19 protein-coding genes are annotated in these 19,926 nt (G+C 63.6%); 11 read left to right on the top strand and 8 right to left on the bottom strand.

Annotation, left to right across the window (positions count from 1 at the left end):
* Nucleotides 1-187 precede the first annotated feature (187 nt).
* From PQQ53_RS14270 to otsA, 4 genes are all read left to right on the top strand, one after another.
* Nucleotides 188-1,588 (top strand): sigma-54-dependent transcriptional regulator, encoded by a 1,401-nt coding sequence (locus PQQ53_RS14270; protein WP_408141633.1) that lies wholly within the window; start codon nt 188-190, stop codon nt 1,586-1,588.
* A 111-nt stretch (nt 1,589-1,699) separates the two neighbouring features.
* Nucleotides 1,700-1,942, top strand: coding sequence for a hypothetical protein (locus tag PQQ53_RS14265; protein WP_408324550.1), 243 nt, complete (start codon nt 1,700-1,702; stop codon nt 1,940-1,942).
* 150 nt (nt 1,943-2,092) lie between these two features.
* A complete protein-coding gene (locus PQQ53_RS14260; RefSeq protein WP_408141635.1) occupies nt 2,093-2,305 on the top strand; it encodes a hypothetical protein in 213 nt (70 codons plus the stop codon).
* Between the two features lie 232 nt (nt 2,306-2,537).
* A complete protein-coding gene (gene otsA, locus PQQ53_RS14255; RefSeq protein ID WP_408141636.1) occupies nt 2,538-3,968 on the top strand; it encodes an alpha,alpha-trehalose-phosphate synthase (UDP-forming) in 1,431 nt (476 codons plus the stop codon).
* 160 nt (nt 3,969-4,128) lie between these two features.
* Here otsA and PQQ53_RS14250 read toward each other — a convergent pair whose 3' ends face one another.
* The 5 genes from PQQ53_RS14250 to PQQ53_RS14230 form a co-directional block, all read right to left on the bottom strand.
* Nucleotides 4,129-5,571, bottom strand: coding sequence for an MFS transporter (locus PQQ53_RS14250; RefSeq protein WP_408324549.1), 1,443 nt, complete (start codon nt 5,569-5,571; stop codon nt 4,129-4,131).
* A gap of 124 nt (nt 5,572-5,695) precedes the next feature.
* Nucleotides 5,696-6,199, bottom strand: a complete 504-nt coding sequence (locus PQQ53_RS14245) for a YbhB/YbcL family Raf kinase inhibitor-like protein (protein WP_408324548.1) — start codon at nt 6,197-6,199, stop codon at nt 5,696-5,698.
* 183 nt (nt 6,200-6,382) lie between these two features.
* The gene (locus PQQ53_RS14240) at nt 6,383-6,829 is read right to left on the bottom strand and encodes a very short patch repair endonuclease (RefSeq protein ID WP_408324546.1); all 447 of its coding nucleotides are present in this window, start codon (nt 6,827-6,829) and stop codon (nt 6,383-6,385) included.
* Between the two features lie 74 nt (nt 6,830-6,903).
* Nucleotides 6,904-8,181 carry a DNA (cytosine-5-)-methyltransferase gene (gene dcm / locus PQQ53_RS14235; RefSeq protein WP_408141640.1) on the bottom strand — a complete coding sequence of 426 codons (1,278 nt, stop codon included), beginning with the start codon at nt 8,179-8,181 and terminating at the stop codon, nt 6,904-6,906.
* A gap of 282 nt (nt 8,182-8,463) precedes the next feature.
* Complete coding sequence (locus tag PQQ53_RS14230; RefSeq protein WP_408324544.1) at nt 8,464-8,784, bottom strand: hypothetical protein; 321 nt, start codon at nt 8,782-8,784, stop codon at nt 8,464-8,466.
* A gap of 175 nt (nt 8,785-8,959) precedes the next feature.
* Here PQQ53_RS14230 and PQQ53_RS14225 point away from each other — a divergent pair, with 175 nt between their 5' ends.
* From PQQ53_RS14225 to PQQ53_RS14210, 4 genes are all read left to right on the top strand, one after another.
* Nucleotides 8,960-9,151 carry a CsbD family protein gene (locus PQQ53_RS14225; protein ID WP_408141642.1) on the top strand — a complete coding sequence of 64 codons (192 nt, stop codon included), beginning with the start codon at nt 8,960-8,962 and terminating at the stop codon, nt 9,149-9,151.
* A 249-nt stretch (nt 9,152-9,400) separates the two neighbouring features.
* The gene (locus PQQ53_RS14220) at nt 9,401-9,622 is read left to right on the top strand and encodes a hypothetical protein (RefSeq protein ID WP_408141643.1); all 222 of its coding nucleotides are present in this window, start codon (nt 9,401-9,403) and stop codon (nt 9,620-9,622) included.
* A 305-nt stretch (nt 9,623-9,927) separates the two neighbouring features.
* Nucleotides 9,928-10,635, top strand: coding sequence for a glutathione binding-like protein (locus PQQ53_RS14215; protein WP_408141644.1), 708 nt, complete (start codon nt 9,928-9,930; stop codon nt 10,633-10,635).
* Nucleotides 10,636-10,815: 180 nt separating this feature from the next.
* The gene (locus PQQ53_RS14210; RefSeq protein ID WP_408152850.1) at nt 10,816-11,895 is read left to right on the top strand and encodes an acyltransferase family protein; all 1,080 of its coding nucleotides are present in this window, start codon (nt 10,816-10,818) and stop codon (nt 11,893-11,895) included.
* Between the two features lie 180 nt (nt 11,896-12,075).
* Here PQQ53_RS14210 and PQQ53_RS14205 read toward each other — a convergent pair whose 3' ends face one another.
* Complete coding sequence (locus PQQ53_RS14205; RefSeq protein ID WP_408324542.1) at nt 12,076-13,500, bottom strand: spinster family MFS transporter; 1,425 nt, start codon at nt 13,498-13,500, stop codon at nt 12,076-12,078.
* 424 nt (nt 13,501-13,924) lie between these two features.
* Between PQQ53_RS14205 and PQQ53_RS14200 the strand changes: the two genes are divergently transcribed.
* Complete coding sequence (locus PQQ53_RS14200) at nt 13,925-15,019, top strand: porin (protein ID WP_408141647.1); 1,095 nt, start codon at nt 13,925-13,927, stop codon at nt 15,017-15,019.
* A 19-nt stretch (nt 15,020-15,038) separates the two neighbouring features.
* Here PQQ53_RS14200 and PQQ53_RS14195 read toward each other — a convergent pair whose 3' ends face one another.
* Complete coding sequence (locus PQQ53_RS14195) at nt 15,039-16,100, bottom strand: LysR family transcriptional regulator (RefSeq protein ID WP_408141648.1); 1,062 nt, start codon at nt 16,098-16,100, stop codon at nt 15,039-15,041.
* 27 nt (nt 16,101-16,127) lie between these two features.
* Entirely contained in the window at nt 16,128-17,111 is a 984-nt protein-coding gene (locus tag PQQ53_RS14190) for an AraC family transcriptional regulator (RefSeq protein WP_408324541.1), read from the bottom strand.
* Nucleotides 17,112-17,330: 219 nt separating this feature from the next.
* Between PQQ53_RS14190 and PQQ53_RS14185 the strand changes: the two genes are divergently transcribed.
* Both PQQ53_RS14185 and PQQ53_RS14180 read left to right on the top strand, forming a co-directional pair.
* Complete coding sequence (locus PQQ53_RS14185; protein WP_408141650.1) at nt 17,331-18,434, top strand: NAD/NADP octopine/nopaline dehydrogenase family protein; 1,104 nt, start codon at nt 17,331-17,333, stop codon at nt 18,432-18,434.
* On the top strand, nt 18,434-19,459 hold the full coding sequence (locus tag PQQ53_RS14180; protein ID WP_408152847.1) for a 3-hydroxybutyryl-CoA dehydrogenase: 1,026 nt from the start codon (nt 18,434-18,436) through the stop codon (nt 19,457-19,459). Before PQQ53_RS14185 ends, PQQ53_RS14180 begins: the two co-directional genes overlap by 1 nt.
* The last annotated feature ends 467 nt before the right edge of the window (nt 19,460-19,926 follow it).

Here is a 19,926-nt window from a genome sequence, read left to right as displayed (position 1 = left end):
CGTTAATCGGGAATTTCCGGGTTATTGTTGCAATATTGTATGAAGTCGCCGGCGGGTGCGTGCGCGGAAAGTCAGCGTGTGCGTCCTGTCCGGAGCGCGCCGCCGTACGGTGCGCCACCGTCGGCGCGCTTTTAAGCATGCGCATTGGCATGCTCCCCTACCCACGCTTGCAGGTTTTCGAGACGCGATGCCACATGTACTGATTGTCGATGACGATGCCGGTACCCGCGAGGCGCTTTCCGCCATCATCGGGGAAGACGGTCTGACCACCGCCACCGCGGGCGATTTGCGCGAAGCGCGCATTCAACTGGTCCGGCAGATGCCGGACGTCGTCTTTACCGACCTGAAGCTGCCCGACGGCAGCGGGGTCGATCTGTTCGAAGATCTGGATCCGCGCTCCGGCGTGGAGGTGATCGTGATTACCGGCCACGCCACGGTGGAGTCGGCGGTCAACGCGCTCAAAATGGGTGCCACCGACTACCTGGTCAAGCCGATCAACATGCAGCGCGTGAAGGCGATCCTGTCGCGCTTGCCGCGCGCCGGCGACCTGAAGGCGGAAATCGGCACGCTGCGCGGCGAATTGCGCCGCATGGGACGCTTCGGCCTGATGCTGGGCAACTCGCCGGCGATGCAGGAAGTCTACGACCAGATCGGCCGCGTCGCGCCGACCGCGGCCTCCGTGATGCTGGTGGGCGAGTCGGGCACCGGCAAGGAAGTCGCCGCCCAGACGCTGCATGAACTGAGCTTGCGCCGCAAGCACGCGTTCCTCGCCGTGAACTGCGGGGCGATCTCGCCGAACCTGATCGAATCGGAAATGTTCGGTCACGAGCGCGGCTCGTTCACCGGCGCGGACCGGCAGCACAAGGGCTATTTCGAGCGCGCGAACGGCGGCACGCTGTTCCTCGACGAAATCACCGAGATGCCGATCGAGCTGCAGGTGAAACTGCTGCGCGTGCTCGAAACTGGCATGTTCATGCGAGTCGGCACGACCAAAGAAATCGAAACCGATGTGCGCCTGATCGCGGCCACCAACCGGGATCCCGAGCAGGCGGTGCTGGAAGGCAAGCTGCGCCTCGACCTCTACCATCGGTTGAACGTGTTTCCGATCAGCCTGCCGCCGCTGCGCGACCGTGGCAAGGACGTCGAACTGCTCGCGCAGGCTTTCCTCGACGAACTCAACGAGCGCCACAACACGAAGAAGCACTTCCCAGCCGCCGTGAAGGACATGCTGATGTCGTATCCGTGGCCGGGCAACGTGCGCGAACTGAAGAACTACGTGCAGCGCGCGCACATCATGTCGGGCGCGGATTCGGACAGCACGGCGACGGTGCCGTTGCAGATCACGCTGTCGAAGCCCGCCGCCGGCACGGCCATCACGATTCCGTTCGGCACGTCGCTCGCCGAAGCGGACCGTCAGCTGATTCTGGCTACGCTCGAACAATGCGGCGGTGTGAAGACGCGCGCTGCCGAGATTCTCGGCATCAGTCTGAAGACGCTGTATAACCGCCTGGTCGAGTACGGCAACGATGCGCGTGACGAGGGCGATGCCGCCGACGAATCGCGCGCGCTGGGCGGCGCGGACGCCTGACGGGCGTCCCGCCAGCGCCCGCCCGCAGCCACACCCCCCGCCCGCCGGGAGGGCAACGTAACGGCACAGGCCTTGCTGCGATCCGAAGGAACGCAACCGAGGATAACCGACATGCCGGACTACGCCGCCGCTCCCGCGCTTCCCCCTTCGAAGCGTGCTCACCGTCCCGAACCGATCGAACCGCCGTCGCCGTCGCCGCCGCCGAACCCGGCCGAGCCCGACACCATCCCCAGTCCGGCTCCGCAGCCGATCGAACCGATCGAGCCCGTCGCTCCGCCGATCGGCGATCCGCCGCCGCAGCCCACGCAAACGCCGCAAGCCGCCGGGCGTCGCATGCTGCGAATGCAACTCTGACACGTCCGCTACACCGCACGCCCGTCCGGCGCACCAAATTTGTGTATTTGTTACAAAACGGGCGCATCTTTTACCGGCAATTTACCTTCGCGCCCCTTAGACTGTATGAATGCTGCTGGATAGCGGCGCGCTTCTCCGGAGGCAACGATCATGAGACATCCCGCATTGCGACGCTCGGCGCGCCATTCGAAGCGCGATGCCCGGCCGGGCGGTAGCCAGGCCGAGCCCGCGGTGTCGCCGGATCCGGCCGCGCAAAACCGCGTAGCGCCCGATGCGCCGCCCGACGGCGAGCACAACCAGGGCGGCGTGCGCAAGGAAGGGCTGGAATACCAGCGTGATCTGGGTTCGGAACAGGATGCTTGAGTTCGTTCGAACCCCATTCGAGCGATTTTGATGGCCGGAGCGTCTGTTCCGGTTTCGTCGGTTCCGCCAGTAAAAATTCCTTTGCGATGCGAATTTGTCGCGGGTTTCTACTTGCCCGACACATTTGCATACATTTTTATTTCCGGCATCTCAAAAAACGGCACGCGACTTGCGTGCACCTTTCCGGCACATATCCGTATGCAACGAAACAACTGAACTAGGTGGAGAACCAATGAGCAGACTGATCGTGGTATCGAATCGTGTCGCACCGATCCAGGAAGGGCGCCCCGCAGCAGGTGGGCTGGCGATCGGCGTGCTGGACGCGCTGAAGGAAACCGGCGGAGTCTGGTTCGGCTGGAGCGGCGAGACGGTGAGCGAGCCGTCCGCTCCGGTCATCGAAAAGCAGGGCAACGTGACCTACGCGACCGTGGGCCTCACCAAGCGCGACTATGACCAGTACTACCGCGGTTTTTCCAACGCGACGCTGTGGCCGACTTTCCACTATCGTAACGATCTCTCGCGTTACGACCGCCAGGAATACGCGGGCTACCAGCGCGTCAATGCGACGCTCGCGAAGCAGCTCAAGGAGTTGCTCAAGCCCGACGACATCATCTGGGTCCACGACTATCACCTGCTGCCGTTCGCGCGCTGCCTGCGCGAACTCGGCGTGAAGAATCCGATCGGCTTTTTCCTGCATATTCCGTTTCCGGTGCCGGAAGTGCTGCGCACGATTCCGCCGCACGAAGAACTGGTCAAGGCGATGTGCAGCTATGACGTGATCGGTTTTCAGACCGAGGCGGATCGCCAGTCGTTCGTCGACTATATCGAGCGCGGGCAGCACGGCACCTCCAGCGAAGACGGCATGGTGCACGCGTATAACCGCTTCCTCAAAGTCGGTGCCTATCCGATCGGCATCTATCCGGACGCCATTGCGAAAGCCGCCGAGCAGTTCACCGACCGCAAGCCGGTACGCAGCCTGCGCGACGGCATGCGCGGGCGCAAGCTGATCATGAGCGTCGACCGTCTCGATTATTCGAAGGGGCTGGTGGAGCGCTTTCAGGCGTTCGAGCGGTTGCTGCTGAATGCGCCGGGCTGGCACGGCCGGGTGTCGCTCGTGCAGATTGCCCCGCCGACGCGCGCGGACGTGCAGACCTATCAGCGCATCCGTCAGACGCTGGAGGGTGAAGCGGGCCGCATCAACGGACGTTTCGCGCAGCTCGACTGGACGCCGATCCAGTACCTGAACCGTAAATACGAACGCAATCTGCTGATGGCACTGTTCCGTCAGTCGCAGGTCGGCTATGTGACGCCGTTGCGCGACGGCATGAATCTCGTCGCGAAAGAGTACGTCGCCTCGCAGGACCCGGCCGATCCGGGCGTGCTGGTGCTGTCGCAATTCGCCGGCGCCGCCGAGCAGCTGCCGGGCGCGCTGGTCGTCAATCCGTTCGATCTGTCGCAGATGGCCGAAGCGCTGGAGCGCGCATTGTCGATGCCGCTCGCCGAGCGCCAGGCGCGTCACGCCGACATGATGGCGCCGATGCGCGAGAACAATCTGTCGGTGTGGCGCGACACATTCCTCGCGGATCTGCGCAACGTCGCGACCGCCTCTTCGGTGACGGCCAAAGCGGTAAAGCTCGCTGACGTGACGGCGTCTCCGTCGTAGCCGGATCGGCGCTTCTTTCGGTCTCGAGGGAAGCGCCCAGGCTGTCACGTCCAGGCGGCATCGAGATCAAGATCGGAGAACGAACGAAACAGAAAGAGCGCGGATCACATGATCCGCGCTCTTTCTGTTTGTGCGTGCGATGCGTGTGGGAGAAGCTGCGTCAAACGGCTGGCGTGCTGCCCGGCTGCATGACGCGCAACGTGCTAACCACCGAGGCGACCGCCGCGAAGCCCGCCGCCACGTACAGCGCGACGATCGGCCCGTTTTGCGGCGCAATGCCGAAGATCAGCGCGACCAGCGCCGCGCCGAGTGTCTGCCCGCTCAGACGCGCGGTGCCGAGCATGCCGCTCGCGCCGCCGCTGCGCTCGCGCGGCGCGGCCGAGAGGATGGTGCGGTTGTTCGGCGACTGGAAGATGCCGAAGCCAGCGCCGCACAACGCCATGCGCCACGAGATCTGCCATGCGTCCGGATGCGGGCCGAGCGTGGCGAGCAGCAGCAGTCCGAGCGCCAGCGCGGCGAGGCCGATGCCGCCCAGCCAGCCGGCCGACACCTTGTCCGACAGCACGCCTGAAAGCGGCGCCGCGAGAATGATGATTGCGGGCCACGGCGTCATCAGCAGACCGGTTTCGACTTGCGAGAGCCCCAAGGTTTCCTGCAGCAGAAACGGCAGCGACACGAAGGCCAGCATCTGCGCGCAGAACGAGCAGACCGAGGTGCCGATCGACAGCGCGAACACCGGAATCTTCAGCAGATCGATCGGCAGCAGCGGCGCGGACTGCGTCAACTGACGGCGCACGAAGAAATAGCCGATCACGAGCGCGCCGATTGCTTCGACCGTGACATAGCCGTACCGCTCGCCGTGGCCGAGTCCGTCGACCGCGAAAATCAGCAGGCCGAACACGAACGCGTTCATCACCGCGCTCAGGTAGTCGTACGGCGAGTCGTGGCCGGGGTTCATCGGCAGCGCCTTGAAGCCGCCGACGATCGCCGCGATCCCGATCGGCACATTGATCGCGAACAGCCACGGCCAAGATGCGACCGCGAGCACGCCGGAGGCCACCGTCGGCCCGACCGCCGACGACACCGCGACCACCATCGCGTTGATCGCGACGCCGCGGCCGAGCTGCGCGGGCGGATAGATCATGCGTACCAGCGCGGTGTTCACGCTCATGATGCCCGCCGCGCCGAAGCCCTGGATCACGCGGGCGAACGCCAGGGTCGGCAGCGAGGTGGACAGCGCGCAGCCGAACGAGGACACCGTGAACAGGACGAGGCCGCTCAGATAGACGCGCCGGTAGCCGATGCGGTCGCCGAGCGAGGCGAGCGGCAGCAGCGAAATGGTGATCGCCAGCTGATAGGCGTTGACGACCCAGATCGAGCCGGCCGCGCTCGCGTGCAGGTTGCGCGCGATCGTCGGCAGCGCGACGTTGGCGATCGCGCTGTCGAGCACCGCGAGCGTGAGTCCGAGTGCGATGACCAGCATCGCCCAGTAGCGTTGTGGAAGCGGCAGGCCGAGTTCGGCGCCGGTCTCGGGCGACGCGGCGGTGGCGTCGGCTGCAGCGCTCGGCGAGGAGGTGCCGTTGCGCGAGGATTGTGCGTGCATCGATTGTTCGATTTGTAGTGGGATGGCCCGGCGGTCCGCCGACGAACCGCGCGCGCGGCTTGTCGTGCTCGGCAAAGCGCATGGGCCGGCATCGCGAACGCGGGCCGGCTGCGCGTCTCGTGCGTTACTTGAGTTCGTACAGGCCCGTGTGGGTGGTGGAGTCGAGTTCGTTCAGATGCGTCATGAAGCGCGCCACGGCGTTGGTGGTGTCCGCGTTGATCGGCAGATGCGGCACCCTCAGCGCATGCAGGCGGAAGATGTAGCGATGCGCCCGGTCGCCGCGCGGCGGCGCGGCGCCGCCGAAGCCGACCGTGCCGTAGTCGTTGCGCACCTGCAGCGCGCCTTGCGGCAGCAGCGAGCCGTCCGCCTTGCCCGCGTTGCGCGGCAGCGAGCGGGCGTCGCCCGGAATGTTCACCACGACCCAGTGCCAGAAGCCGCTGCCGGTCGGGGCGTCGGGGTCGTGCACGGTGAGCGCGAAGCTTTGCGTGTCCGGCGGCGGTGCATCCCACTGCAACGCGGGCGAGATGTTCTCACCGTCCACGCCGAACGCCTTGTCGTGATATTCGTGCGCTTTCGGCATGAAGCCGTTGGTGGGAAAGTCGTCGGACCAGAGACGGAAATCAGCCATGATGTGCCTCCCTTGTTGATTGGTTCTGGGATAGTCGAAGCGTGCGGTTGCGTGCTGGACGAGGTGCGGCGGACGGTCCGCAACGGCGCACAAAAATGCTCCGAGGTAGCCTGTCGAGTGTATCACCAGCGGCTGCGGGATTCGCCCTGGCCGGGTACGCGACAGGCCGACGACAGGCGGCTTTCAGCCGCGTTCCTCGAAGCTCGGCGCGTCGCTCTTCAACCAGTCGACGAGCCGCTGCAACACGCCCGCGATGTCGCGATTGGCGCCACGCAACGCGCATTCCCACACTACCGCCACGCGCCAGCCGTCGTCGAGCAACGCGCTGCGGACCTTGTCGTCATTGCTGCGATTGCGGCCGATCTTCTCGCGCCAGAACTCCGGCCGCGTTTGCGGCCACTTGAACAGATGGCAGTCGTGGCCGTGCCAGAAACAGCCGTGCACCAGCACCACGGCGCGATAGCGCGGCAACACGATGTCGGGGCGGCCCGGCAGATCGCGCACATCCAGACGAAAGCGAAAGCCCTGGCGATGCAGCAGGCTGCGGATCAGGATTTCCGGTTTGGTATTGCGGCCGCGAATGCCGGACATCATCCGGCTGCGCGTCACGCTGTCGACGATATCGACCATCGCGTCAGTGCCCGGACCCGGATGAGCCGTCGCCGCGACGGCGGCGGGCCCTTACCGTTATGGCGGCGCGCGGTTCACGCGTACAGCGAAAGGGCTTGCTTCGAGCCATGCGGGTTGTCCTCGGCGAGCAGAGTTTGCACATGCGGCAGCATGATGCGCGCCACTTCGCGCATCACCGGCATGACGACGCTGTTGCCGAATTGCCGGTAGGCCTGGGTGTCGCTGACTGGAATCCTGAAAGTGTCGGGAAAGCCCATCAGGCGTGCGCATTCGCGTGGCGTCAGGCGTCGCGGGCGCAGCGCTTCGCCCTGGTACACGAGGATCTCGGAGCCGTCCTTGTGATAGCGCGCCGACAGCGTGCGCGTCACGCTGTCCGGATAGGCCATGCCGAAGCCGAAGCCGTTGCCCGCCGCGCGGTGTTTGGCCGCGTAGTTCTGCAGATAGGTCCAGAGATTCGGTGTGAGCGTGTACTTCGGCTGCACGCGTTGTGCGGTGTGGTCGAAGAAGCGGTCGTGGTCCCACGGCAGCACCGGTTCGCCGCCATCCGTGCGATGCAGGATCGAGCCGAGCCGCGGGCCTTGGTCCGGCAGATGCAGATCGTCCCACGAAAACGCGGTCTTGCCGCGAAAGCCGACGATGATGATCCGCTCGCGATGCTGCGGCGTGAAATGCTGGCCGTCGATCACGCGGTAATGCACTTCATAGCCGAGTTCGTCGCGCAAGGTTTGCAGGATCACGTCGAAGGTGCGGCCCTTGTCGTGCGACAGCAGGTTCTTCACGTTCTCCAGCAGGAACGCGGCGGGGCGCTTCGCCGCGATGATCCGCGCGACGTCGAAAAAGAGCGTGCCCTGCGTCGTGCATTCGAAACCGTGCGGCCGGCCCAGCGCGTTTTTCTTGCTGACGCCGGCAATCGAAAACGGCTGGCAGGGGAAGCCGCCGAGCAGCACGTCGTGACCCGGCACCTCTTCGGCGGGAAAGGCGACGATGTCGCCGATCAGCGCATGGTCGCCGCCGCCGGGATAGTTCTCGCGGTACGTCCTCGTCGAAAAATCGTTCCACTCGCTCGTGAACACGCAATCTCCGCCGTGGGCCTCGAAGCCCATGCGAATCCCGCCGATACCGGCGAACAGATCGATGAATCGGAATTGCGCGTCGCCTGTGCCGCTGCTGGTTCGCGCGCCTTGCTGCAACAGATCACGCAGGGCCGGCTCGAGCATCGCCGGGCACGGTGTTTCGCCTTTTTCCCAGCGGCGCACCGTCTTGATGTCCTTGCCGACGTGCGCGGCGATTTCGCGTTGAGTGAAGCGGGCGCGCGCCTGCCGGAGCAGGTTGAGCGGTGCGGCGAGGGTCACAGGCGTCCTTGCTGGGAATTTTTGCGGACATTATGACCTAAGGTCGTCCCGTTTTCGCTATTTTCGCGGTTCAGAGGTGGAATTTTCGCGAGTGGGGGGAGCCTCGGCGGCTAAAGCGGGTTGCTAGCGTCGGTTGGGCGGCTTGGGGCCGGCGTGCGAGTTGCAGGATTGCGGCGCGTGCGGACGCCGCGACGCGGTTCGCGTTCGCTCGCGGCTTTTGGATCGCGGGGGCGGTTGGCAGGGGCTGCGTGTCAGGCGCAGGCGTGCCGGATCAGCCGGATGTTAATGGTGACCGCTGGCGTTGTCGGGATAGGGCGGCGCGTACAGCGCGGCGGTGGCGGGAGCCAGCGTATCCCATGCCGGATGAGCTTCGAACTGGTCGAGTTGCAGCAGGAGGCTGTCGATCGTGCACAGTTGCGCGTGGGAAAGATGGCCGGTGTCGAGCAACGCGTGCAGACGCTTGCGCCAATAGGTGGGGGGCAGGATCGGACCGGCCAGGTCGCCGTGTAAAGACGTCCGCATCACGCGCGCAATGTGCGCGATGTCTCCGTCGATCAGCGTGGCCTGGGATGATCCTGAAAGCGTGTTGGGTGTGCGATCCATAGCTCCTCCATGGCGCCTTAACGGCAGGCCACGGCGGAACTTTAGGCATTTCTTTAAATATTTTTTGGGCGGCGCGGGCCGACCCGTCGATCCGGCGCGAAGCGTGGGCACACCCGTTGCTCAATATCGATACTGGCGTAATGTCGCGCCGGCATTCCAGACAGTGGAGCCGAATATGAACAAGGACCAGGTAAAGGGTGTTGGAGAACAGGTCAAGGGCAAGGTCAACGAAGCCGTCGGCAAGGTCACGAACGATCCGGCGAAGGAAGTGAAGGGCGACCTGCAACAAGGTGCGGGCAAGGTGCAGAAAGCCTATGGCGATGCGAAGGAAGACGCCAAGGACAATGCCAAGCGCAACATGCCGTAATGCGGCGTGCGGGGGTTTCTGAATGACCGCCGGCATCATTGCGGCGGGGGCAGAGGCGCTTCGGCGCCTCTTCCCATTTGCCTTCACGTGGCGGCGTTTTCGTTCCTCGAGGACGGCTGCCTGTCAGTTCCACTTTCCCGGATGTTCGGACGCAACCGCCTGGGAGTAACCCGCAATCGGTGTCGCGGAGCATTCCGTGCGCGGGGTGGCGCCTTTAGACTTGGCGCATCCCACACGGAGGTAGCGCCAATGACACCCGAAAAAGTACTTTCGATGTTCGAACGGCAGTACCTGGAAGGCAAAGTGCCCGTCGACCTCGAACCCACCTGTGCAAGTTTCGCGACATGGCTGTCAACGGCGTGGGAGTTGCTCGACGGCGAGCAGAAGACGCTGCTTCTGACGGTCGGCGCAGCGTTGTGGCGTGAAGGGTTCAACCTTCGCGCGGGCACGGCGACCAAGGATTTGTGGTGAAGGGGCGGCGGCGTGCGAAGTTTGGGTTGTTGCGCTCGGGCCTGTTCGTGAGTCGCGGCGGCGATTCCGGGTTGCAGATCCGTGTTGCGAGTTCGGTTAATGCGTCGTGGTGCGTTCAGGTTCACGCTTCGGCCCACTGAGGCGCGGCTTGCACGCGTTGCGTCGAGTCGGTTTATATTTGGCGGTCCCGCGTTCGCGGCATGCGCGTCAGCGTCATCGAAGCCGGCCATTTATCGATGCCGCTTGCCGCGCGTCCAATCCGGCTTCCCAATCGCACGACTTTCGTACAAGGTTGATACCGTTCCATGACCGATTTATCCGCTTTCCCGATCACGAAGAAATGGCCCGCCGAGCACCCGGAGCGGATTCAGCTCTATTCGCTGCCCACGCCGAACGGCGTGAAAATTTCGATCATGCTCGAAGAGACCGGCTTGCCGTATGAACCGCATCTGGTGCGCTTCGATACGGACGATCAGATGACGCCGGAGTTTCTGTCGCTCAATCCGAACAACAAGATTCCGGCGATCCTCGATCCCAACGGACCCGACGGCAAGCCGCTGCCGCTGTTCGAATCCGGCGCGATCCTGATTTATCTCGCGGACAAGAGCGGCCAGCTGATTCCGCAAGACGCCGCCGGCCGTTATGAAGCGATGCAGTGGGTGATGTTCCAGATGGGCGGCATCGGACCGATGTTCGGGCAGGTTGGCTTCTTCCACAAGTTCGCAGGCAAGGAGTACGAGGACAAGCGTCCGCGCGACCGGTACGTCGGCGAGTCGAGGCGCTTGCTCGGCGTGTTGAACCAGCGGCTCGAAGGACGCGACTGGATTCTGGGCGACCAGTACTCTATCGCGGATATCGCCACTTTTCCGTGGGTGCGCAACCTGGCCGGTTTTTACGAAGCGGGCGAGCTCGTCGGCATTCAGGACTTTCCGAATGTGACGCGTGTGCTGGCCGCGTTCGTCGCGCGGCCGGCGGTGGAGAGGGGATTGAATATTCCGAAGCGGCCGTCGTAGTGAGGTGATGCGGCTGGTGGCGCTCGAGCGGGCTGCCATCGGCTCGCTCTCGATCGGCCGGGCGTCTTCTTGCGCGAGTGTGGCAAGCGCCGGGTTGAACCATCTGAACCGCTCGTCGACACATGCTGCGATTGTCTGGGCTACGATGACGCCCTTACTCAATATGTCGAGCGCAAGGCAATGGCAAGTTTCAGGAAGTATCGATCGATCCAGGCTTTGCGCGCGCTCGCCGCGCTCGGCGTTGTCGCCTTTCATACCAACGGCATCGTGCTCTCGCACGGCTGGCCGGCACATGTTTTTCCGCATGTGTCCCGCTATGGCGAAATCGGCGTCGACGTCTTTTTCGTGATCTCCGGATTCGTGATGGCGCTCGTGACTCACGGCGTGCCCTCTGGCCTCGCGTCGGCGAGGTCGTTCATGTTTGCCCGCATCGCGCGGGTCGTTCCGCTTTATTGGCTTCTCACGGCGTTTTTCATTGCGCTCGTCGCCGTCATGCCGGGCGCTTCCGATGCATTCGATCACGCGCACGTCACGGCGTGGCACGCGCTCACCTCGTTCTTATTTCTGCCGTCGATGAGCTGGACGGGCATCGCCGCGCCTGTGCTCGGTGTCGGCTGGACCTTGAACTACGAGATGTGGTTTTACGTCGTGTTCGCCGTGGCAATGTGCGCGACGCGTCATCGCCTGCTCGCTGTCGGCGCGTTGCTGGTGCTCACGTCGGCGTTGCATCTGCTGCCTGGCGAGGGTGTCGCGTTTGCGTTCTACACGAACCCGCTAGTGCTGGAGTTTGTGTTCGGCTGTTGCGTCGGCACGCTGTACGCGTCGGGGCGCACGGTACCCGTGGCCGCAGCCGCTGTCCTGCTGCTTGCGACAGCCGCCGCTGGTGGCGCATTCGCGCCGACCCTCACGGATGCGAACCGCTTTCTGGTGTTCGGTTTGCCGGCGTTGGCCGTGGTGGTCGCCGGGCTTGCGTTCGAGAACAAGCTGCGCTGGAACGCGTGGCTTGAACGGATCGGCGATTCGTCTTATTCGCTGTACCTCACGCATCTTTTCTCGATGCCCGTCGTCGTCAGGGTTTTGCAGGCGGTTGATACGCAACATCGTGTGCCGGGTGATCTGATGTGTGGGGCGGTTGTGGTGGTGTCGGTCGTGATTGGTCTCGCTTCGTATCGTTGGATCGAGCGGCCAGCGAGTCGGGCTGTCGCGAGATGGATGGCCATGCCGGAAGCGGGGCGTGGGGTGGTCGGGGTGAAGCGGTGAGGTGCGAGGGGCTCGCTGAGCGGCGGAGCGGGTGATGGGTTGGCCCTCTGACGGCGTTCACATCATCGGTGCGATCGTAGGCCGGAGCAAATCTGTCATCGCATGGCTTGAGGTTTGGAACAGCCTCTCGAGTCTCGGGACATGCGCGCGAAAGCGCGCGCATGTCTACTTCTGCGCGTCCTAGACCCGGGTCGTTTCGAACGCCGTGGTCGCACCGGTTCGATCCTCATCGCCCAGAACTTCCGCGACATGTGCCCGCGCCGTTTTATTTGCTTCGCGCGCGACGCTCAAACGAAACTGCCTGCAGCCCAACCACAGCAGTCCGATCGCGAGCAGCGTTGCAATCAGGTTGACGACCGACATCGACATGCCCACCATTTTTGGCGAGCCGAATACTTTGTCGGTCAGCAACGCCACCAGCGTCGTGCCGATTCCCAGTGCGATCAGATTCGAAATCAGGAGGAACACCGCCGAAATCTGCGCGCGCATCTGATTGGGCGCGAGGGTTTGCATGGCGGCCGTGGAAGTCGGCATCGGGAAGGATGCGAAGAACATCGCAATCACGAGCAGACCCAGCGACACCGTCAGGCTGCTCACCTGCGTAAACACGACAGCGGGCACCAGCATACCGATTGCGCCGATCGTGCCCGCCAGCATCGGACCGTCGGTGCGGCCCTTCGTCATCAGCCAGTCGTTGAGCCAGCCGCCGCAGAACACGCCGGTGGTATTCGCGACCAACAGAATCGTGCCGAGCGTGTAGCCGGCTTCGACCGGTGATAGTCCGAAGTGGCGAATATAGAAGGCGGGCGTCCAGCTCATCAGGCAAAACAGCGTCATCGCGTAGAACGAGAAACCCAGGTAGTGGCATGCGAAGGTTTGGCCGTGCTCGCGGATAAATCGCAGCGAGTCGATCATCGACACGCGCTTCGCCTGGCCTGCGCTGTCCTGCACGAGGCCTTTGCGTTGCGGATCCCGCACCGTCAGAATGAAAAGCAGCGCCACCAGAAAGCCAGGCAGGCCGACGATCAGGAACGTCAGTTGCCATGAGCGCACGTCGCCGAGCAGCGGAACGGTCGTGGTCGTCACCTGCTTGAGCAGGTTGATCACATACCCGCCGATCAGAAACGCCATTCCCCCGCCGATAAAAGAGCCGAGCGAATAGATACCTACCGCGCGTCCGAGTTTCTCCTTGGGAAAGTAGTCGCTCAGCATCGAATAGGTGCCGGGAGACAACGCCGCTTCGCCGACCCCGACGCTCAACCGTGCCAGGAACATCTGCACGAAGTTCTGGCTGATGCCGCACGCGGCCGTCGCGAGACTCCATAGTGCAATCCCCGTCGCGATGATGCGCGGCCGTGCGAAGCGGTCCGCGAGATACGCGAGCGGCATGCCCATCACCGCGTAGAAGAGTGAAAACGCAAAGCCTTGCAGAAGACTGAACTGCGTGTCGCTCAGATGCAGGTCCTTCTTGATCGGCTCGATCATCAGCGCGAGCACCTGGCGGTCGACAAAGGAAAATACATACGCAAGCATGCAAATCAACACCACGTACCATTCATACGTGTAGCGCCTGCTCACGGGCGTGCTGCTCGTTGATGCGGCCATTCGGTTTCTCCAGTATTCGGGGTTCAGCCGTGCGGGACGGCTACGTGCGCTGTCACGCATCGTGAAGGGCCACCAACGGGCGGTCCGGAAATGCAGCGTACGTAAACAAATTTCCGGAACATATGCGCAATGCCTTCAGCAACATTGCCGGTTCTCCCTAACCGGCTAAAGCTTTCCCCAGGAGACCGGTCCCCGGCCCGCGCCCCGCAAGGCTCGAACGCACAGAGCGCGGTGCGCGCAACGAGTTATGCGCGCTATCTATAAGTGTTATATCGGTGAATTGATCGACGGTCGAAATTGGTCTTTCTAGACTCGCCTCGTTTTTCTGATTCATCGAAACACACGATGAATCACGGAGAGCAGTCGCGCCGTGTGCGCAGGAACGCACGGCACAAAAAAACAATTTCTCGCCGGGATCACAGGAATGACCAACTGGAAGTGGAGCGCGTCGCTGCTTTGCGTTGCAGCGGCACCCGTGCTAGCGCAATCGAGCGTGACCTTGTACGGACGGGTCGATACGTCGATCGAAGTGACGAACTTCGGTCCCTCGCACGCGGTGCGGATGGGTAGCGGCGATATCTTCGCCACTCAGTTCGGCTTGAAGGGCGCGGAAGATCTCGGGGGCGGCTATCGCGCGATCTTCAAGCTCGAAAACGGCTTTAATTCGGCGACCGGCGCACTCGGCAACAACGGCGCGCTGTTTGGCCGGGAAGCGTGGGTCGGTTTGACGGGGCCATTCGGCACGATGCAGGCCGGCGTGAATTACACGGTGCTGCACACGTCGTTCATCACGTACAGCTTGCCCGGCAACGGCGCGGGTCTCGCGTGGGGCAATGCCGCGAATAACTTCGTCGGACCCGCATTTCTGCGTGTGAACAACTCGATACGCTATATGTCGCCGCGTATCGGCGGGGTGGTGCTGAAGGCGATTGCCGCGCGTGGCGCGAACGGCGCATCCAATTTGCCCTCGACGCTCGGCGATACGTATGGCGCGTCGCTCAATTATGTTCAGGGCGCTTTGTCCGTCGATCTCGACTACATGCAACAGACTTTCAGCCCCGCGAGTGCCGCGGCGTTGAATGCAAGCAGTCAGACGGCAGTGGGGAATTACGCGCTGGGTGGGATCTCGTACGACTTTGGCTTCATCAAGCCGGCGTTCATCTATATGCGGCATCGCGGCGGGCCGGATGTCACGACGGCCGTCACCTCGGCGTATTCGAATCCGCACAACGACCTGTTCGAACTCGACGCGACGGTGCCGGTCGGACGCGCGCTCGTGTTGCTGAGCTACGGCCATTACCGCAAGGTCGCGGACAGCGAGGGCAATGCCGATTCGTTCGGTGTGCGAGTCGATTACCCGCTGTCCAAACGCACGGTGCTCTATACGGGCGCCGCGATGGTTCGCAACGGCGAGCACGCATCGTTCACCGTCAACGGTGCGGCAGGCGGCGGCATGCCGGTCGCGAAGCCCGGAGCGACCGCGAGCTCGGTGGTCGCCGGCATCCTCACGTCGTTCTGAGCAGGGCCGCCGTGCAGCGTCATGGCGCGTCGGGCGGCTTCTCGCCCGGAACCTCGGCCGGCGCGCCGAGCCAACTGTCGAAAGGCTCGCGCGCGCCGATGCGGAACAGTTCCATCAACAAGCCGCGTAGCCAGCGATGGCCGGGGTCCGCGTCAAAACGGCGATGCCAGTACGCATTGACGGGCCACATCCCGGCGTCGTCGATGTCGAACACGGCGTAATCGCCGAGCGTCGAAAACGCGCGCGCCACCGTGCGCGGCAGAATCAGCGCGTAGTCGCAGCGGCTGAGTATCGCCGGGACGACCATGAAATTCGGCACCGCGATTCGCACGCGCGACGCGAGGCCGTTGCGTTCGAGCAGTTCGGTGGCCTGCGAATGCGACGTGACCGCGATGAACCGCAGGCCCGCAGGCGCATTCGCGCTCAGCGTGAAGTGCTTGTCGAGAGCGAGCCGCTCGGCGACGCGGCGCGGCGTCAGCAGCACATAGCGTTCGTGCAGCAACTCGCTGTGATGAAAGTGACTCGACGCGTGCGGAAAATAGCCGAGTGCGAAATCGATGCGGCCGGATTCGAGTGCGACGTTGAACTGGCTGTCGTCGATATGATGGGTTTCGATGACGACGCCCGGCGCCCGCGTATCGAGTTCGCGCATCAGCGTCGGCAGGAATGCGCTTTCGGCGAAATCGCTCATATGTAGCCGGAAAACGCGGCGCGACGTCGCCGCACTGAATTGCGCACTTTCATCGAGCATGTCTTGCAGTATCCGCAGCACGCGGTCGATCGAACCGGCGAGCCGTTGCGCACGCGGCGTCGCTTCGACGCCGCCCGGCGTGCGCACGAAGAGTGCGTCGCGAAATACCAGGCGCAATCGGCTGAGTGCATGACTGACCGAAGGCTGCGTGATGCCGAGTCGCAGCGCCGCCCGGCCCACGTTCTTTTCGACGTGAACTGCGTGAAATGCCTTCAGCAGATTCAGATCGAGATCTTGCACGCGCAGTGTGTCGCTGGAGTCCGTTGCGCTCAGCGGCAACAATTCGTTGGCATGAAGCAGCGGCTCGGACGGGTCACTTTGCGCTGACATGGCGGGCAATGTGAAGCTGATGTGGGATCAATTGCACTTGCGCTGCCGTGCGGTGACCGACGGCAAACAACCGAAGCGCCGCGTATAGGCCTTGGCGAAATGCCCAAAACTGTGCACGCCGTGCTCGATGAAAATATCCGTTACCGAGCGATCCGGCGCCGCCTGCAGCGCGCGATGCACGGCCTCCAGCCTGCGTTCGCGGATATAGCCGCCCGGCGAGCTCTGCAGAAATTGCGTGAAGCCGTTCTGCAGCGTGCGAGGCGATACGCCGGCTTCGCGCGCCAGCGTGTCGAGCCGCAGCGGCTCGTCCAGATGCGAGTGAATGTAGTCGCGCGCGCGGCGCACATGCACCGGTAACGGCGCCGAGGTTGCCCTGGCGAGCGTGGCGCTGTACGAATGCGGCAACTGGCTCAGCAGCACGGAGGCGAGCCACTGGGTGAAGTCGTTGCCGAACATGCGCTCTTGTGCGGGTTCGTCGAATTGATCGCAGAGCGTGCACAGATAACGCAGCGTCGATAGAAAGATGGCGGCGCCTGGGTGCGCGGCCGGCACCGCGAGCTCGAAGATGAGCGGTTGCTTGATGCTGTCGTTCAGCATGTCCGCGAGCTTGACTTCGAGTGCGCGGCGCTCGATTCTCAACAACAGGTTGCGGCATTCGCGATCGGTGACGATGCGGCTCGCGCGTTGCGGGGACGACACGCTGAGGCCGCCCGCGCGCAATGCGACTCGCTCGCCGTCCGACTGCAGCGAACATTGTCCGCTCAGTGTCGTGCGGAACAGGTAATGATCGCCGAGATCGCCGGCGTCGATTTGCGTTTCGCTGCCGTAATGCAACTCCAGCAAGCTCGTCTGATGCAGCGCCACACCATACAACTCAGCGTTCAACGGCCCGTGCCCGGCCACTTCCATCCTGTGCGGACACAGCACCTGCGACACCTCGCGTTCGACATCCTCGCGGCCATGCGATGCGACAAGACGGTTGCGGTGTTTGCGTGAAATCGCGATTTCCATTTAGAGGCCTCGAAACGAATAGCGCCAGGCGGGTGCCCCGGGGATGATGCGTCGTTCAATTTAATCGTGCAAGAACGGATCGACCCGGATGCCGCCGCGAGGGCAACATTGCTTCGTTGTGCAGTGAGTTGCCGGATTTGAATGCGGATTGCGCGAGACGAAGCGCCGCGGATTCGCCGGCCACGTAATCTGGCAGGTATCGAAACAGGGGGAATGACGATGAATATCTGCGTACTGGGCGGCGGTCACGGATGTTATGCGGCAGTGGTCGATTTGCTGGAGAAGGGGCATCGCGTGACATGGTGGCGGCGCGATACGGCGTCGGCCGCGCGCTTGCGCGAGCGCGGCGCACTGCGTGTGAAGGATTTTCGAGGCGAGCGCCGGGTGCCAGTGGGCGACGGGCAGGGCGCGGTGCGCATCGTCGAGCGGCTGGACGACGGCGTGCGCGGCGCAAGCCTGATCGTCATTCCGTTGCCTTCGACGACGCACGAGGCGCTCGCGGTCCAGCTCGCGCCGCTTCTTGCCGACGATCAGGTGGTATTCCTGCCGCCGGGCACCTTTGGCAGCTACGTGTTCGCGAAGGCGATGCACGAGAGCGGCAACACCGCACGCGTCGCGTTCGCGGAAACGGGGACGCTGCCGTATCTGGCCCGCAAGCATGGCGACGATCGTGTCGTGATCAGCGCGTACGCCACCCGCCTGCCGACCGGCGTGTTTCCCGGCGCGTTTTCGGATTGGGCGTTTCCGGTGCTCGAGGCGGGTTATCCGTCGGTCGAACGGATCGAGGATGCGCTAAGCGGTGCGTTGATGAACGCGGGACCGGTGATCCATCCGCCGCTCATCATGATGAATGCGGGCCCGCTGGAGCATTTCGACGCATGGGACATTCACAATGAAGGCACGCAACCGTCGATCCGCCGCGTGACGAACGCACTCGACGCGGAACGTATGGCGGTGCGCGAAGCCTTCGGCTATGGCGCGCCGCATTTCCCGCTCGCCGATCACTACGCGCCGGACGGCGACGAGTGGATGTACGGACGCGGCGCGCACGGTAAGCTGACCGACAGCGGCGACTGGCGCGAGGATATCGATCTGAAGACGCATCGGTACATGCTCGAGGATACGCGGCTCGGCTTGTCGTTACTGGTGTCGGCCGGGCGTTGGGCGGGCGTGGCGACGCCGATTGCAGAGGGGCTGCTGAATATCGCGTCCGCGGTCTCGGAGCGCGATCTTTATGGCGAGGGGCGCACGTTCGAGCAACTGGGCATCGCGTCCCTGTCGCGCGATGCGCTGAGCACGCTCCTCAAGCGAGGCATCGCGTGATGAGTGGCTCCGATCCGATTCAGGAAGTGCATATTCTCGGGGCCGGGCGCATGGGACAGGGCATGGCGCTGGCCTTCGCCTATGCCGGCCTGGGCGTCACGCTGATCGACTTCAAGGCGCGCGATGCCGACGCGCGTGCGGCATTCGCCGCCGCGGCACGCGGCGAGATTGGGCGGCAAATGCGCACCCTGGTGAGTCTCGCGCGTATCACCGATGCGCAAGCCGAAGAAGCGCTGGCGCGCATCGTCGTGGTGGATCGCGAGGGCGCGCAGGCACTGCTCGGCGATAGCGCGATCGTTTTCGAGGCGGTGCCGGAAGTCATCGAGGCGAAACAGGCCGCCTTCGACTGGCTTTGCGAGTATGTCGACGCCACGACCTTGATCGCATCGACCACGTCGACGTTTCTGGTGACGGAGTTGCAGCGTATCGTTGCGCATCCGGCGCGCGTGCTCAACGCGCACTGGTTGAATCCCGCGCATCTGATGCCGCTGGTCGAGATCAGCCGTAGCGCGCAGACCGCGGAAAGCGCCGTACAACGCGTGGTCGCACTGCTTAAGCGGGTCGGCAAGGTGCCGGTGGTGTGTGGGCCATCACCTGGGTATATCGTGCCGCGCATTCAGGCACTGGCGATGAACGAGGCCGCGCGGATGGTCGAAGAAGGTGTGGCGAGCGCGGAAGATATCGACACCGCGATTCGCACCGGCTTCGGCCTGCGATTTTCGGTGCTGGGCCTGCTCGAATTTATCGACTGGGGCGGTTGCGACATTCTGTACTACGCATCGCATTATCTGGCGCGGCAAATCGATCCGCGCTTTTTGCCGGCGCAGCGGGTGGTCGATAACATGCGCGATGGCCGCGATGGATTACGCGACTCCCGCGGCTTTTACGAGTACGGGAATGTCGACGTGCAGGCCTATTTGCACAAGCGGATCGGCGAGTTCATGCGCGGGCTGGACAGTACGGGATTGGCGCCCGTCTTCAATGCGGCGCTTGCGTGTACGCTCGATCCCGCAGCTGCGTCCTGAATGACTGCCTCGGGGGGCCGTCGATGACTTGGAGGCGAGCACTCCTGGCGCGGCGCGAGATGAGCTTTCCTTGGTTTTGCGCCTTCCAGAGGCGCAGAATTATGCAGCGGGGGGCCCGGCGCGTCCGGCAGCGCGCGGCGTGGACTCGCTCTTTCTTCGGGCTGTTGATCACCTGCGTCTTGGCCTTGACGGCGCTTTGACGAACTGATTTCTCTTGTCGATCGTGAGGGTACGATGCGATAACCCTACCAATACTTCAGAGAAATTCTGCTCGGACTGGGTGCGCGTGGGCAATGACGGCAGCAAAAAGCCCCGCAGCGCAACGCATACGGGGCTTTTCTGGGCAAACTGGGGAGACGCTGGGAAGCTAGTTGGTCCCCTGACAGAATTCATACGTCAAGGCTGGCGGGGTGTTCCGGGGATATTTAGATTTTTTGTGCCCCCACCAGTGCCCCTAAAAACCGTCC

This window comes from Paraburkholderia strydomiana (assembly GCF_046030495.1).
GTDB lineage: Bacteria > Pseudomonadota > Gammaproteobacteria > Burkholderiales > Burkholderiaceae > Paraburkholderia > Paraburkholderia strydomiana_A.
The sequence above is the reverse complement of the archived record's forward strand: the minus strand, read 5'-3'. Positions and strand labels throughout refer to the sequence as shown.

Bases quoted from the DNA above. Each gene is read 5' to 3' on its own strand.
- PQQ53_RS14270 (WP_408141633.1), top strand. From the start codon at position 188: ATGCCACATGTACTGATTGTCGATGACGATGCCGGTACCCGCGAGGCG.
- PQQ53_RS14265 (WP_408324550.1), top strand. From the start codon at position 1,700: ATGCCGGACTACGCCGCCGCTCCCGCGCTTCCCCCTTCGAAGCGTGCT.
- PQQ53_RS14260 (WP_408141635.1), top strand. From the start codon at position 2,093: ATGAGACATCCCGCATTGCGACGCTCGGCGCGCCATTCGAAGCGCGAT.
- otsA (WP_408141636.1), top strand. From the start codon at position 2,538: ATGAGCAGACTGATCGTGGTATCGAATCGTGTCGCACCGATCCAGGAA.
- PQQ53_RS14250 (WP_408324549.1), bottom strand. From the start codon at position 5,571: ATGCACGCACAATCCTCGCGCAACGGCACCTCCTCGCCGAGCGCTGCA.
- PQQ53_RS14245 (WP_408324548.1), bottom strand. From the start codon at position 6,199: ATGGCTGATTTCCGTCTCTGGTCCGACGACTTTCCCACCAACGGCTTC.
- PQQ53_RS14240 (WP_408324546.1), bottom strand. From the start codon at position 6,829: ATGGTCGATATCGTCGACAGCGTGACGCGCAGCCGGATGATGTCCGGC.
- PQQ53_RS14230 (WP_408324544.1), bottom strand. From the start codon at position 8,784: ATGGATCGCACACCCAACACGCTTTCAGGATCATCCCAGGCCACGCTG.
- PQQ53_RS14225 (WP_408141642.1), top strand. From the start codon at position 8,960: ATGAACAAGGACCAGGTAAAGGGTGTTGGAGAACAGGTCAAGGGCAAG.
- PQQ53_RS14220 (WP_408141643.1), top strand. From the start codon at position 9,401: ATGACACCCGAAAAAGTACTTTCGATGTTCGAACGGCAGTACCTGGAA.
- PQQ53_RS14215 (WP_408141644.1), top strand. From the start codon at position 9,928: ATGACCGATTTATCCGCTTTCCCGATCACGAAGAAATGGCCCGCCGAG.
- PQQ53_RS14210 (WP_408152850.1), top strand. From the start codon at position 10,816: ATGGCAAGTTTCAGGAAGTATCGATCGATCCAGGCTTTGCGCGCGCTC.
- PQQ53_RS14205 (WP_408324542.1), bottom strand. From the start codon at position 13,500: ATGGCCGCATCAACGAGCAGCACGCCCGTGAGCAGGCGCTACACGTAT.
- PQQ53_RS14200 (WP_408141647.1), top strand. From the start codon at position 13,925: ATGACCAACTGGAAGTGGAGCGCGTCGCTGCTTTGCGTTGCAGCGGCA.
- PQQ53_RS14195 (WP_408141648.1), bottom strand. From the start codon at position 16,100: ATGTCAGCGCAAAGTGACCCGTCCGAGCCGCTGCTTCATGCCAACGAA.
- PQQ53_RS14190 (WP_408324541.1), bottom strand. From the start codon at position 17,111: ATGGAAATCGCGATTTCACGCAAACACCGCAACCGTCTTGTCGCATCG.
- PQQ53_RS14185 (WP_408141650.1), top strand. From the start codon at position 17,331: ATGAATATCTGCGTACTGGGCGGCGGTCACGGATGTTATGCGGCAGTG.
- PQQ53_RS14180 (WP_408152847.1), top strand. From the start codon at position 18,434: ATGAGTGGCTCCGATCCGATTCAGGAAGTGCATATTCTCGGGGCCGGG.